Consider the following 14,082-nt stretch of genomic DNA (forward strand, 5'->3'; position numbering starts at 1 on the left):
ATCGCCATGACGACACAAGTGACCTTCCGACAGGCGGACGACCGGGATCTGGACCTTCTGGTGGGGCTGTTCGACGGGGCGGCCGACTGGATGGTGCGGAACGGGATCGACCAGTGGAAGCCGGGCGGGAAGGGCGCGGAGCACTTCCGGGGGCGCATCGCCGCCGGTGAGGTGTGGCTGGCCCTCGACGGGGGCCGGGCGGTCGGCGCGTACGAGCTGTGGTGGGAGGACGAGCAGGCCTGGGGGCCCCAGCCCCCGGTCGCCGGCTATGTCCACCGGCTGATGACGGACCGGGAGTCGGCGCCCGCCGGGACGGGGCGGGCGCTGCTGGCCCACGCGGAGGAGCGGATCGCGGCCGGTGGGCGGGCGGTCGCCCGCCTCGACTGCGTGTCGGGCAACCCGCGGCTCCGTACGTACTACGAAGCCGCGGGCTACCGGGTCGTCGGCGAGGAGCCGGGAAAGCTCGCCGCCGACGGCACGCGGTACGGGGTCACGCTCCTGGAGCGGGCGGTCGCCCGGCCGTGAGCGTCGCGCCGGACCGTCAGTGGGCCTTGAAGACCGCCACCGTCCGGGCCGGGACCGTGAAGGTGCCCGAACCGGCCTCGTAGGAGGAGGACTTCACCACGGTGTCCGAGCCGTTCGCCTGGACCGGGTGGAGTGCGTATCCCTGGCCCGCCAGGTCGGCGACCTTCTGCGTGCGCTCCTGCGGGGTCGCGTTGAGGACGACGACCAGTTCGCCGAGGCGCATGGTGATGACGCCCGGGGTCTCCTCGGTGCCGGAGAGCGGGAACGACAGGGCGGACTGGACCCGGCCGGCCGTGGCCAGTGAGAACACCGGCTCGGTGGTGCGGATCTTCTGCAGGTCGCGGTAGGCGGCGGAGGCTCCGTCGATCTGCTCGCAGCCGACCGTCAGGGCCGGGTTCACGAGCAGCGGCTTGCCGTGGGACCACTTGGCCTTGTTGTCGGGGGCCGGCGGCAGGCCGCGGCCGAAGCCGTTGCCGTCGCGGCAGTCCCAGTGGATGGCGTTGAACCAGTCGCCGCTGTCGTAGGAGTTGCGGTCCAGGGACTTGGAGCGCAGCAGGTCTGAGCCCGCCTGGGAGAGCGCCGGGCCCTGCGAGAGGGTGGCCGTCGCCATGGCGAGGACCTGCATGCGGGCGCGGTCCGTGGCCGACGTGCCGGCCGGGAGCTTGAAGGCCAGCGCGTCGTACAGGGTCTCGTTGTCGTGGGCGTCGGCGTAGGCGAGGGCGTCGCCCGGGGCGGCGGCGTAGCCGGCCGGGGCTCCGTTGTAGTCGACCTCGGAGCCCTTGACCGTGCGCCCGGAGGTGTCGGTGAAGGTGTACGAGGCGAGGTTGCCGGTGAGGCCGACCTTGATCAGGTCCTGGTAGTGGAGGAGTCGGGCCTTCTGCTGCTCCGGGGTGCCGTTGGCGGTGGAGGCGTTGGGGTCGGTGAAGAGTCCGGAGGCGAAGCCCTGGACGCCGGGGTCCTCGTCGAAGGGGCCGCCGCCGCGGACGGCGTCGCGGGCGCGGTCGGAGAAGGTGGCGATGCCCGTTCCGGCCATGTTCTTCTGGGTGGCCTGGACGAAGCGGGAGTCGTCGGCGATCTCGCCGAAGTTCCAGCCCTCGCCGTAGAGGACGATCTTCTTGCCGTCGACGCCGTCCTTCTCGACGGTCAGGGCGTCGAGGGCCTCGCGCACCGCGAGGATGTTCTCCTTCGGGTGGTGGCCCATGAGGTCGAAGCGGAAGCCGTCGACCTTGTAGTCGCGTGCCCAGGTGACGACCGAGTCGACGACGAGCTTGCCCATCATGGCGTTCTCGGGCGCGGTGTTGGCGCAGCAGGTGGAGGTGGCGACGGTGCCGTCGGCCTGGAGGCGCTGGTAGTAGCCGGGCACGATCCTGTCGAGGACGGACTTGTCGGACTGTCCGGCGGCGACGGTGTGGTTGTAGACGACGTCCATGACGGTGCGCAGGCCGTTGCCGTTGAGGGCCTGGACCATCTGCCGGAACTCGACCGTGCGGCGGGTGCCTTCGGGGTCGGTGGCGTAGGAGCCCTCGGGGACGGTGTAGTGCAGCGGGTCGTAGCCCCAGTTGTACGCGTCCTTGGCCGCGGCGGCGGCGACGCAGGCCTGCTGCTCCTCGGAGTCGGGGGCGTAGATCTTCAGGTCGCAGGCGGGGGTGGTCTGTTCGGACTTCTTCTCGGGGATGGTGCCGATGTCGAAGGCCGGGAGGAGGTGGACGTAGGAGGTGCCGGAGGCGGCGAGCGCCTTCAGGTGCTGGGAGCCCTTGCTGTCCTTGTCGGTGAAGGCGAGGTAGGTGCCCTTGTGGTCGGCCTTCGCCGTGGGGTCCGCGATCGAGAAGTCGCGGATGTGGAGCTCCTGGATCTGGGCGTCCCGCAGCGGTACGGCGGCGGGCTTCTTCAGGGACGTCCAGCCCTTGGGTGCGAGCCGGGTGTCGGTGAGGTCGACGGCGAGGCTGCGGGCGGAGTCGGTGGTGAGGGCGGTGGAGTAGGGGTCGGTGACCTTGTTGGTGACGACCTTCTGGACGCTGGGGGCCCAGACCTTCACCACGTAGCGGTACGGCTTGCCGGTCCAGGACTTCGGGCCTGTGACGGACCAGACGCCGGAGCTGTCGTCGCGCCGCATGGGCACGGTCCGGCCGTCGAGTTCGAGGGCGACCGACTCGGCGGTGGGGGCCCAGAGGGAGAGGGTGGGGCGGCCGTCGCGGAAGACCGGGCCGAGGGCGGCGCCGGTGGCCTTCTTCGCGTACAGGTCGTCGAGGACGCCGGCGGTCTGGACGCCGGTGGCGGCGAGCAGGGCGCCGTTGGCGGCGCGCTGGGTGGCGATGAGCTGGCCGCGCAGGGAGGCGCGGACGCGGTCGGCGTCGCGCGGGTCGAGGGTGAAGGCCGGGTACTCCTTGAGGTGCGGGTACGTGGCCTTCTGGGCGTCGGTGAGTGCGGCCGGGTTGAGCCGGAGCCACTGGCCCTCGCTGTTGAGGGCCCCGTCGGTGACGGTGATCCCGCCGTCCTTCGCGTACACCAGCTGCTGGCTGGTGGCGTCGGTGGTCTTCACCTTCCAGACGACGGTGTTCCGGTCGATCCACTGGGCCTCGGCCTTGGTGAGGTCGAGGTTCGGGGCGCCGCCGACGGTCGGGAGCAGGTACTTCTGCTGTCCGGAGAGCGTCCAGATCTCGTGGCCGTAGGTGGCGAGGTCGAGGGACTGGTCGGTGGGGAGGTCCTTCTCGTCGCCCTTGTGGAGGATGTACGAGAGGGAGCTCGCGCCCTCGGTGAGGGGCACCTCGTAGACGGCGCCGTACGCGTCGACGCGGACCGGCATGAGCGGCCTGGACCAGTCGGTGGGCTGGGCGGCGCCGGTCCAGGTGTGGAGGCCCCAGCCGTCGTAGTTGCCGTCGGGCCGCTGGTAGTGGATGACGGCCTTGGTCTTGTCCTGCGGGGCCGGTGCCGGGTTCGTGTCGGACTGGCCGTCCTGGCCCTGCGTGATCCAGACCTCGCCGGTGCGGCCGAGGGTGATGCTGCGCTGCGGGCCGTCGGCGGTGCCGTCCTTCTCGACGGTGTACGTGACGGTGGAGGCGCCTTCGGGGACCTTGACCCAGGCGAAGGCGCCGTGGGCGTCGCGGCCGGTGAAGGCGGCTTCCTGGTCGGCGCCCTTCAGGGTCCAGCCGTCGTAGTTCCCGTCCTCGCGCTTGTAGTGGACGACGGCGTACGTCCGCTCGACGGCGACCGGCTTCTCGGGCGCGGGGACCTGTCCGGCGGTGGTGGTGGCGGTGGCGCTCGCGGTGCGGCCCGTGCTGTCGACGGCGACGGCCTTGTAACGCAGGGCGGTGCCGGCGGCGGCGGTCACGTGCTGGGTGACCTTGTAGGGGGCGTGGTCGGCGGTGCCGAGGACCTGCCAGGGGCCGTTGCCGGTCTGGGCGGCGAAGACGACGCGGTTGAGGCCGCCGCCGGTGACGTCGGCGGTGAGCTCGACGGTGCCGGTGGCTCCGGCGGCCGGGGCCTTGAGGCTGACGGACGGCTTCACGGCCGGGGCGGGGATCGCGCGGTCGGCCTTGAGGACCAGGGAGGAGAGGGCCGGGACGGTGACGGTGACCTTGCCGTCCGTGGCCGCGACCGTGCCCTGACCCCCGTACAGGGCGCGGAAGGTCGCCGAGTCGACCGGGACGGTGACGGTCTTCTCGGTGGTGGCGCTGTTGGTGGCGACGAGGTACTCGGTCCGCGTCTTCGCGTCGGTGCGGGAGAAGGCGTAGACGGAGCCCTCGGCGTACCGCTCCTGCTGGACGCCGTCGCGGAGGGCCGGGTGGGCCTTGGTCAGGCGGGAGAGTTCGGCGACGGACGTGTAGACGGGGTGCTTCGTGTCGTACGCGTCGGTGGCGTGGGTGCGGTCGGTGCCGAGCTGGTCGTCGTCGAGGTAGTCGGCTGCCTGGGCGGCGAAGAGGGGCTGGCGGGCGTCCTTGTCGCCGCCGGCGCCGGTGAAGCCCTGCTCGTCGCCGGAGTAGATCACCGGGTTGCCGCGGGAGAGGAACATCAGCTCGTTGGCGAGCCGGGCCCGGCGGAGGAGTTCGGCGTCGGAGGCGTTCGGGTTGTCCTGCTTGAGGAAGGCGCCGAAGCGGCCCATGTCGTGGTTGCCGAGGAAGGTGACCTGCTCGTAGGCGTTGGCCTTGTCGGTGGTGTAGCGGTAGTCGTCGGCGAAGACCCTGGCGAGGCGGTCGGCGCCGGCGCCCTGGGAGGCGAAGGCGCGGGCCGCGTCCTGGAAGGGGAAGTCGAGGGTGGCGTCGAGGCGGCCGCGGGTGACGTAGGGGGCGGTGACGGTGGTGTCGGCGGAGTAGACCTCGCCGAACATGAAGAAGTCCTCGCGGCCCTGCTTCTTGGCGTACGCGTCGAGGGCGGTGGCCCACTGGGTCCAGAAGTCGAGGTCGACGTGTTTGACGGTGTCGATGCGGAAGCCGTCGATGTCGAAGTCGCGGACCCACTTCTCGTAGATCTTCCTCATGCCGTCGACGACCTCGGGGCGCTCGGTCCACAGGTCGTCGAGGCCGACGAAGTCGCCGTACTCGGCGGACTCGCCGGCCCAGGTGGAGTCGCCCCGGTTGTGGTACATCGTCGGGTCGTTGAGCCAGGCCGGGACCTTGGTGTTCGCCTTCTCGACGGGGGTGTACGCGAACGAGTCGGCGTCGACCCCGCCGATCGCGGCGCGGTCGTCGAAGGGGCGGCCGTCCTTGTCGAGGTACGGGTAGGCGCCCTTGGGGCGGTAGCCGTACTTCTTCTCGGCGTAGTCGACGGTGTCGGCGGTGTGGTTGGTGATGACGTCGAAGAAGACCTTCATGCCCTTGGCGTGGGCGGCGGCGATCAGCTTCTTCAGGTCGTCGTTGGTCCCGAAGTGCGGGTCGACCTGGGTGAAGTCGGTGATCCAGTAGCCGTGGTAGCCGGCGGAGGCGTCCTTGCCGACGCCCTGCACGGGCCGGTTCTTGAAGATCGGGGCCATCCAGATGGCGGTGGTCCCGAGGCCCTTGATGTAGTCGAGCCGCTGGGTCAGGCCCTTGAGGTCGCCGCCCTGGTAGAAGCCCTTGTCGGTGGGGTCGAAGCCGGTCTGCGTACGGCTGCCGGTGAGACCGCCGCGGTCGTTGGAGGCGTCACCGTTGGCGAAACGGTCCGGCAGGACGAAGTAGAACTGCTCACGGGTGAGGTCCTGGCGCGCGGGCTGGGCCGCGAGCGCCCGGTCCGAGGGCGGGGCGGGGGGCCGGGGCACTGCGGCCGCGGGGACGGCGGGCACGAGGGCCGCGCACAGGGCGGCGGCCAGCGCCACCGCAGTTCTCTTGGGTGTCACAGGGGTGCTCCCTGGAGGAGGGACGGGGTACGGGGGTACGGGTGGGAGGGCCGCCCCGGGTGGGGGCGGCCCTGGAAGGAAGAGAGCCTCAGCTGCGGAAGGTGTCGTTCAGGACGATCTGGCCCGAGGCGGGGACGGTCGCGGTGCGGTTGGCACCGGACTCCCAGGTGACGTTTCCGGCGGCGTCCTTGCGGATGTACTTGTACTCGAAGGACGTTCCGGCGGGCAGGCCGACGGTCAGCTTCCAGACGGGGTACGTGGCCGGGTCGAGCTTGAGGGCGGAGGCCGGGGCCCAGTTGCCGAGCTCGGCGCGGCTGCCGGTGACGTAGATGTTCTGGCCTGTGACCGTGGTGGCGTTCACGTTGAAGGACGCGCCCGAGGTGGCGGGCGGGGTCGTCGGCGGCGTGGTCGGGGTGGTGCCGCCGCAGCCGGTGGCGTTCACGTGCAGGGCCACCGCGGTGTTCGCCGCGAGGGTGGCCGTGAACTGGCCGGACGAGTTCACCGTCACGGCGGTGTTCGACTGGACGTCGCAGTAGGCGCCCGGGGCGAGCTGGGTCTGGAAGGTGCGGGTGAGCGCCGAGGACTCGTGGTTGATCGCCACGTAGGCCTTGGAGCCGCGGCCGAACGCGATCGCGTTGTTGCCGTTGTCCCACCAGCCGGTGACGGACTGGCCGCGCGCCGCGTTGCGGAAGCCGACCATGGAGGAGATCTCGCGCCAGGCGTGCTGGCACTTCCAGCCGTCGCTGTAGCAGGCGTTCACCTGGCCGCCGTTGGGCGGTCCGGCGTCCTTGTCGGTCCACTCGTAGCCGGAGTGGACGTCGGGGGATCCGTAGGGCCAGGCGAGCATGAAGACGGAGGCGAGGGTGTAGTTCGCGCCGTCCTTGTAGCTGAGGGTGTCGCCCCCGCGCTCGGTGTCGTGGTTGTCGACGAAGACGCCGGACTGGCCGGAGGGCATGTAGCCCCAGGCCTCGCCGAAGTTCTTCAGGTAGGAGAGCTTCTCGCCCTGGACGATGCGCTTGAGGTCGCGGGCGTAGCGGAACTCCTGGACGTCTCCGCTGCCGAGGTACTCGCTCGGGGAGACGGCCTCGCCGGCGCCGTGGATGGCCTCCAGCTTCCAGAAGACGTTGGGGTTGGAGAGCCGGGACTTGATGTTGGCCAGGTCGGCGGCCGGCATGTGCTTGGCGGCGTCGATGCGGAGGCCGTCGACGCCGAGCGAGATCAGGTCGTTGAGGTAGCCCGCTATCTTGCCTCGGACGTACTCCTCACCCGTGTCGAGGTCGGGGAGCTGGACCAGTTCGCAGTTCTGGACGTTGCCGCGGTCCTGGTAGTTGGAGATCGAGGAGCGGCAGTCGTCCATGTCGGAGCCGGAGTAGAGGCCCGGGTAGTCGTACTTGGAGAACGGGGTCCCGCCCGTTCCCGTGCCGGATCCGTTCGCCATGTGGTTGATGACGGAGTCGGCCACGACCTTGACGCCGGCCGCGTGGCAGGTGTCGATCATGTTCTTGAAGGCGGTGCGGTCGCCGAGACGTCCGGCGATCTTGTAGCTGACCGGCTGGTACGAGGTCCACCACTGGCCGCCCTGGAGGTGTTCCTGGGGCGGGGAGACCTGGACGTATCCGTATCCGGCGGGGCCGAGGCGGTCGGTGCACTCGCGGGCCACCGAGGCGAAGTTCCATTCGAACATCACCGCGGTGACGTCCTTCTCGCCGGGCGGTCCGGCCTGCGCCGGGGCGTTGCCCGTGACGGCCACAGCGGCTCCCGCCACGAGGGCGAGTGCAGCTGCCACGGTCTTTCTGGCCATGATTCCTCCTGCTGACTTCACTGTCGCAAGAAGTTGCCGAAAGTATCAGCAACTGTTTTCAGCCGTGACCGTACGAGTGCCCCGACGCCCGGTCAACCCTCCGGACGCCCCTCCTGACCCCACAACGCAAGTTGTTACGAAAGGGCTTGCGGGACCCTGCCGGGCGGCTGCGCAGTGGAGCCGCGGACCACCAGCTCCGGCTGGAAGACGAACTCCGTGCGCTGCACGGGGTTCCCCTCGATCTCCTCCAGGAGCGCGCCGACCGCCGCCGTCGCCATCGCCTGCACCGGCTGGCGCACGGTGGAGAGCGGCGGGCTCGTGAAGGCGATCAGGGGCGAGTCGTCGAAGCCGACCACGGATACGTCCCCGGGCACGTCGAGGCCCCGGGCGCGGACGGCCCGGATCACACCGAGCGCCATCAGGTCGGAGGCGCAGACGATGCCCGTGCACCCCTCGCGGAGCAGGATGTCGGCCGCCGCGTGGCCGCCCTCGACGCCGAACAGCGTGGGCCTGATGAACCGTTCGGCCTCGGCCCGCTCGATGCCGAGGGACTCGTACAGCTCGGCGGTGAAGCCCTCGGCCTTGCGGCGCGAGGGCACGTACCGGGTGGGGCCGATGGCGAGCCCGATCCGTTCGTGGCCCAGCTCGACCAGGTGCCGCACGGCCATGCGGGCCGCGGCACGGTCGTCCGGGGAGACGAAGTTGGCGTCGATGTTCTCGTTGTAGCCGTTGATGAGGACGAACGGCACGCCGCGGGCGGCGAGGCGCGCGTAGCGGGCCGGGTCGGCGGTGGCGTCCGCGTGCAGCCCGGAGAGGAAGACGATGCCGGCCACCCCGCGCTCCACGAGCTGTTCGACGAGCTCGTCCTCGGTCGCGCCGCCGGGCATCTGCGTACAGAGGACCGGGGTGTAGCCGTAGCCGGCGAGGACCTGCTCGACGACCTGCGCGAAGGCCGGGAAGATCGGGTTGATCAGCTCCGGCACGACGAGCCCGACGAGGCCCGCGCTGCGGCGTTTGAGCCGTACGGGACGCTCGTAGCCGAGCACGTCGAGCGCGGCGAGCACCTTGTGCCGGGTCGCTCCGGCCACCCCCGCCTTGCCGTTGAGGACACGGCTGACGGTGGCCTCGCTGACCCCGGACTGGGCCGCGATGTCCGCGAGCCGCGGAGCGCCGTTCCCGGCGCCCCGCGGCAGGGGAATCGTCACACCGCCCACCAGACGGTGGTGTCCGCGGGGAGTTCGATCTCGTCGTCGACGATCCGGACCTCCCCGCTGGAGAGGAGGAACCGGCCGGGCAGCGGGACGGAGATGGCCCGGCCGGTGGTGTTGGCGGTGCAGACGAAACCGTCGCGCCGGAAGGCCAGGACGCCCTCGGGCGCCTCCAGCCACTCCAGGGACTCGCCCGCACCGAGTTCGGGTCGCTCGCGGCGCACGGCGAGCGCGCTGCGGTACAGCTCCAGGGTGGAACCGGGGTCGCCGGTCTGTGCCTCGACGCTCAGCCCGCCCCAGCCGGCCGGCTGCGGCAGCCAGGAGCCGCCGTCGCCGAAGCCGTACGAGGAGCCCTCGACGGCCCACGGGATCGGCACCCGGCAGCCGTCGCGGAAGCCGTCCTGGCCGCTGGCCCGCCAGAAGGACGGGTCCTGACGGACCTCGTCGGGCAGGTCGGTGACGTCCGGCAGGCCGAGCTCCTCGCCCTGGTAGACGTAGGCCGAACCGGGCAGGGCCAGCATCAGCAGGGTCGCGGCCCGGGCCCGGCGCAGGCCGAGCTCGCGGTCGCCGGCCTCGCGCAGCTGCGTGCCGAGGCCCGCCGGGTTGGCGAAGCGGGTGGCGTGCCGGGTGACGTCGTGGTTGGAGAGCACCCACGTGGTGGGGGCGCCGACCGGGCGCATCGCGGCCAGCGACTCGTCGATGACCCGGCGCAGCTCGGCCGCGTCCCAGTGGGTGCCCAGGTACTGGAAGTTGAAGGCCTGGTGCATCTCGTCGGGGCGCACGTAGTTCGCGGTGCGGTCCACGGTCGGGGTCCACGCCTCGGCGACGAGGACGCGCTCGCCGTCGTACTCGGAGAGCACCTGCCGCCAGGAGCGGTAGATCTCGTGGACGCCGTCCTGGTCGAAGAAGGGCATGACGTCGTTGCCGAGCAGCTTCAGCTGGTCGTGGGCGCCGATGTCGGGCAGGCCCTCGGCCTTGACGAGGCCGTGGGCGACGTCGACGCGGAAGCCGTCGACGCCCATGTCGAGCCAGAAGCGCAGGATGGAGCGGAACTCGTCGCGTACGGCCGGGTGCTCCCAGTTGAAGTCGGGCTGCTCCGGGGCGAAGAGGTGGAGGTACCACTCACCGGGGGTGCCGTCCGCGTCCACTGTGCGGGTCCAGGCGGGGCCGCCGAAGATGGACTCCCAGTCGTTGGGCGGCAGTTCGCCGTCCTCGCCCTTGCCGGGGCGGAAGTGGTAGCGCTCGCGCAGCGGCGACCCGGGGCCCTCGCGCAGCGCGCGCTGGAACCACTCGTGCTGGTCGGAGGAGTGGTTGGGGACGAGGTCGACGATGATCCGGAGCCCCAGGTCGTGGGCCTCCCGGATCATCGCGTCGGCGTCGAGGAGCGAGCCGAACATCGGGTCGATGGCCCGGTAGTCGGCGACGTCGTAGCCGGCGTCGGCCTGCGGCGAGGCGTAGAACGGGGAGAGCCAGACGGCGTCGACGCCGAGTTCCTTGAGGTACGGCAGCCGGCCGCGGACACCCTCCAGGTCGCCCATGCCGTCGCCGTTGCCGTCGGCGAAGCTGCGCGGGTAGACCTGGTAGATCACCGCGTCTCTCCACCAGCCCGTGTGCGTGCCGGTGGTGGGGGCGTCGGCCGGGGTGGCGAGATGCTGGGTCATGTCTTCCCTGGGAGGTAAGGAGATGCGTACAGGAGGCTTGCTCAGGGCCGTCAGCCCTTGACGGCACCGGCGGACATGCCGGTGACCAGGTGCCGCTGGGCGAAGAGGAACACCAGGGCGGCGGGGACGGCGATGAGCACGGAGGCCGCGGCCATCGGGCCCCACTGGGCGCCGTACTGGTTGACGAACTTCTGGAGTCCGCCGGCGAGCGTCAGGTTCTCGTCGCCGACCATGAAGGCGGAGGCGTAGGCGACCTCGCCCCAGGCGGTGATGAAGGAGTAGAAGGCCGTCACCGCGATGCCCGGCTTGGCGAGCGGCAGGATGAGCCGCCAGAAGGTGCCGAACGGGGTGAGTCCGTCGACGTAGCCGGACTCGTCGATCTCGCGCGGGATGGTGTCGAAGAAGCCCTTCATCATCCAGGCGCAGAACGGGACGGCGATGGTCAGGTAGGTGATGACCAGGCCGGCCGGCTCGTTGAGCAGGCCCATCGACGACATGATGTTGTAGATCGGCACGATGAGGACGGCGACCGGGAACATCTGCGTGATGAGCAGGGTCCACATCAGTCCGCGCTTGCCGGGGAAGCGGAAGCGGCTGACGGCGTAGCCCGTGGTGGCGGCGATGAAGACGCCGACGACGGTGGTGAGACCGGCGACGAGCAGCGAGTTGGCGAACCAGGTGAGGAACGGGGTGTCCCGCAGCAGGTTCGTGTAGTTCTCGAGCGTCGTCTCCTTGAAGAAGTCCGTGGTGATCGCGAACTTGGCGGGCTTGAGCGAGGTCAGCAGGACCCACAGCACCGGGAAGACGGCGATCACGGAGGCCAGGATCAGGGTGACGTGCAGGGCGACCGAGGCGAGCGGCGAGCGGCGGCCGCGCAGCGGGGCGTTGGTCACGGTCTGGGGGTTGGGGGTCGTGGTGGTCACCAGACTTCTCCCTGCTTGCGGAGGACTCGCCGGTAGACCGCGGCGAAGAGCATCAGGAGGACCAGGATGAGGACGCCCCAGGTGGACGACTGGGCGAAGTCGCGCGGACTGACCTCGAAGGAGAACTTGTAGGCCTGGGTGACGAGGATCTGGGTGGCCTCGCCGGGCCCGCCCCGGGTGAGCAGGAAGATCACCGGGAACATGTTGAAGGTCCAGATGGTGGAGAGCAGGATCACCGTCGTCGAGACCGAGCGGAGCCCGGGCATGGTGATGTGCCGGAAGCGCTGCCAGGCGTTGGCGCCGTCCATCTCGGCGGCCTCGTACATCTCGCCGGGGATGGACTGGAGTCCGCCGAGGAGGGCGACCATCATGAACGGGACGCCGAGCCAGACGTTCGTCGCGATGACGGAGATCTTGGCCCACATGGGGTCGTTGAGCCACGGGACGGCGTCTATGCCGCCGCCGGCGAGGACCTTGTTGAGCAGTCCGTTGTCCTGGTTGTAGAGGAAGCGCCAGGCGAAGACGGAGACGAAGCCGGGCACGGCCCAGGGCAGGATCAGCAGCAGCCGGTAGAAGGAGCGGCCGGCGATCTTGCGGTTGAGGATGTTGGCGAGGGCGAGACCGAGGGCGAAGGTCAGCGAGACGCAGGACACCGTCCACACCAGCGTCCAGCCCAGGGTGGAGAGGAACTGACTGCCCGTGAGCGCGTCGGCGTAGTTGTCCAGGCCGACGAACTCGTAGGTGGCCGGGATCTCGTTGACGCCGATGGACCGCGCGACGTTGCGCTCGTTGGCGTCGGTCAGCGACAGGTAGATGCCGCGGATCAGCGGGTAGCCGATGATCACGGCGATCACGACGGTCACCGGGGCGACCATCGCCCAGGCGTACCAGTGGGTGGAGAGTGAGCGCTTCGCAGCGCGCCGGGACTTACCAGTTCCGCGGCTCCGGCCGCGGGCGACACTGTCGCCCGCGGCCTTCGCCACCGACTGGCTGGGGGTGTCCACAGCCATCAGCCGGCCTGCCTTCCTTCTTCTTCCTGCGTCTTTCCTGCGTTTTCCTGCTACTTCCAGTCCTTCAGAAGCTTGCGGTAGGCGTCACCCGTCGCCTTGGCGCCCGCGTCGGGGCTGGTCTGGCCGGTGAGGACCTTGGTGTACTCGGTGACGAGCGGCGCGAAGAGGCTGCCGGTCTCCGGGATCCAGGGGCGCTCGACGGCCTTGTCGACGACCGGCTTGAAGAAGGTGATCATCTCGTTGGTCGCGACGTCCGACTTGATGTAGACGGACTCACGGGTCGGGAGGAGGCTGAGCTCCTTCGCGACCGTCGCCTGGGTCTCGGCCGAGGTCATGTACTCGGCGAAGGCGTAGGAGGCGTCGAGGTTCTTGGAGCCCGCGTAGACGGCGAGGTTGTGACCGCCCTGCGGGGCGCCCTGGCCGGCGGAACCGGCCGGGACCGGGGCGATGCCCAGGTTGGCCTTGTCCGTGAACTCCTTGCCGGCGTAGGTGTCGGCGACGGCCCACGGGCCGTTGATCATCATGGCGACCTTGCCTTCCTTGAAGGCGGTCTGCATGTTGTTCCAGCCGTCGGTCGCGTCGGTCTTGGCCGCGCCGGAGTCCACCAGGTCCTTGACGACCTTGAAGCCCTTCACACCGGCCGGGTTGTCGACGGTGATCGTCTTCTTCTCGGCGTCGACGAGGTTGCCGCCCTCGCCGTACAGGAAGGAGAGGAACCAGTACGCGTCGTCGCCGCGCAGGTACAGGCCGGTCTTGCCGGTCTTCTGCTTGATCTTGGCGGAGACGGTCTTGAGCTCGTCGATGGTCTTGGGGACCTCGACGCCGGCCTCCTTGAAGATCTTCTTGTTGTAGAAGATGCCCATGGAGTCGATGACCTGCGGGACGCCGTAGGTCTTGCCCTTGTAGTGGGTGGAGGCCGAGGCCTGCTTCAGGAAGTCGTCCGCGTCCTTGAGGGCGGGGGTGCCGTCGAGGGGGGCGAGGTAGCCGAGGTCCGCGAACTCGGGGGTCCAGGCGACCTCGGAGCGGATGACGTCGGGCGCGCCGGAGCCGGACTGAGCGGCGTTCTTGAACTTGTTCTGCGCCTCACCGAAGGGCACGTTGACGTACTTGACGGTGACCTTGGGGTGCTTCTTCTTGAAGTCCTCGGCGACCTTCTTGAAGACCTTGTCCTCGGAGCCGACCGTGGAGGTGTCCCACCAGGTCACGGTGCCGGAGAGCTCGCCGGAGCTCTTCGAGCCGCCGCCGTTCGAACCGCTGTCACTACCGCACGCCGCCAGGGTCACGCCCAGGGCCGCGACCAGCGCGGTGGCCGCTATGCCACGCCGCATGTGAACTCCTTCAGTGATCCCGGGGAGACGAGGGGCTGGAACCTTCCTCATTGCGACCGCTCCCTCGCGGCGCTCCGGGTTGGCAGGAACGTAACAGGGATGAAAACTCGCCGAAAGACCTTGCGTGAAATTTCTGCAAGACCCGGGGATCGTTACATCCGCGTGTCCCTAAGGTTGCCGAAGGGTCTGTTGACACCGCCCAGAGCAGGCCTCTTCCGGCCAGAACGGCCCCAAGGCGCCCGCCACGCCCCACGCGACCATCTCCGCAAGCCTTGCAAGACCTTGCGGAATGCCTCAAAACCTTCTGCGCCGCCTTGC

Annotated in this window: 8 protein-coding genes; 1 reads left to right on the forward strand and 7 read right to left on the reverse strand. The window is 69.9% G+C overall.

What is annotated here, in order from left to right:
• Positions 1-6 precede the first annotated feature (6 nt).
• Positions 7-525, forward strand: a complete 519-nt coding sequence (locus tag OG361_RS11525) for a GNAT family N-acetyltransferase (RefSeq protein WP_384566171.1) — start codon at positions 7-9, stop codon at positions 523-525.
• Between the two features lie 16 nt (positions 526-541).
• On the opposite strand, the gene pulA is transcribed toward OG361_RS11525, so the two are convergent.
• The 7 genes from pulA to OG361_RS11560 form a co-directional block, all read right to left on the reverse strand.
• Complete coding sequence (gene pulA, locus OG361_RS11530; RefSeq protein ID WP_405853230.1) at positions 542-5,833, reverse strand: pullulanase-type alpha-1,6-glucosidase; 5,292 nt, start codon at positions 5,831-5,833, stop codon at positions 542-544.
• A gap of 88 nt (positions 5,834-5,921) precedes the next feature.
• Positions 5,922-7,634: a carbohydrate-binding module family 20 domain-containing protein gene (locus OG361_RS11535; RefSeq protein WP_405853231.1), complete on the reverse strand. Its 1,713-nt coding sequence runs from the start codon at positions 7,632-7,634 to the stop codon at positions 5,922-5,924.
• 134 nt (positions 7,635-7,768) lie between these two features.
• A complete protein-coding gene (locus OG361_RS11540; RefSeq protein ID WP_405853232.1) occupies positions 7,769-8,848 on the reverse strand; it encodes a LacI family DNA-binding transcriptional regulator in 1,080 nt (359 codons plus the stop codon).
• Entirely contained in the window at positions 8,836-10,503 is a 1,668-nt protein-coding gene (locus tag OG361_RS11545; RefSeq protein ID WP_405853233.1) for a glycoside hydrolase family 13 protein, read from the reverse strand. The genes OG361_RS11540 and OG361_RS11545 overlap by 13 nt, the downstream gene beginning before the upstream one ends.
• A gap of 50 nt (positions 10,504-10,553) precedes the next feature.
• Positions 10,554-11,426, reverse strand: a complete 873-nt coding sequence (locus OG361_RS11550; protein WP_405853234.1) for a sugar ABC transporter permease — start codon at positions 11,424-11,426, stop codon at positions 10,554-10,556.
• Positions 11,423-12,436, reverse strand: coding sequence for a carbohydrate ABC transporter permease (locus OG361_RS11555; protein ID WP_405853235.1), 1,014 nt, complete (start codon positions 12,434-12,436; stop codon positions 11,423-11,425). Before OG361_RS11555 ends, OG361_RS11550 begins: the two co-directional genes overlap by 4 nt.
• A gap of 50 nt (positions 12,437-12,486) precedes the next feature.
• On the reverse strand, positions 12,487-13,764 hold the full coding sequence (locus tag OG361_RS11560; protein ID WP_405853236.1) for an extracellular solute-binding protein: 1,278 nt from the start codon (positions 13,762-13,764) through the stop codon (positions 12,487-12,489).
• Positions 13,765-14,082 lie beyond the last annotated feature (318 nt).

The organism is Streptomyces sp. NBC_00090 (genome assembly GCF_045160815.1).
Taxonomy (GTDB): domain Bacteria; phylum Actinomycetota; class Actinomycetes; order Streptomycetales; family Streptomycetaceae; genus Streptomyces.

What these genes read in the sequence shown, in the direction of transcription:
- OG361_RS11525 (WP_384566171.1), top strand. Translation starts at nt 7, where the DNA reads ATGACGACACAAGTGACCTTCCGACAGGCGGACGACCGGGATCTGGAC.
- OG361_RS11535 (WP_405853231.1), bottom strand. Translation starts at nt 7,634, where the DNA reads ATGGCCAGAAAGACCGTGGCAGCTGCACTCGCCCTCGTGGCGGGAGCC.
- OG361_RS11545 (WP_405853233.1), bottom strand. Translation starts at nt 10,503, where the DNA reads ATGACCCAGCATCTCGCCACCCCGGCCGACGCCCCCACCACCGGCACG.
- OG361_RS11555 (WP_405853235.1), bottom strand. Translation starts at nt 12,436, where the DNA reads ATGGCTGTGGACACCCCCAGCCAGTCGGTGGCGAAGGCCGCGGGCGAC.
- OG361_RS11560 (WP_405853236.1), bottom strand. Translation starts at nt 13,764, where the DNA reads ATGCGGCGTGGCATAGCGGCCACCGCGCTGGTCGCGGCCCTGGGCGTG.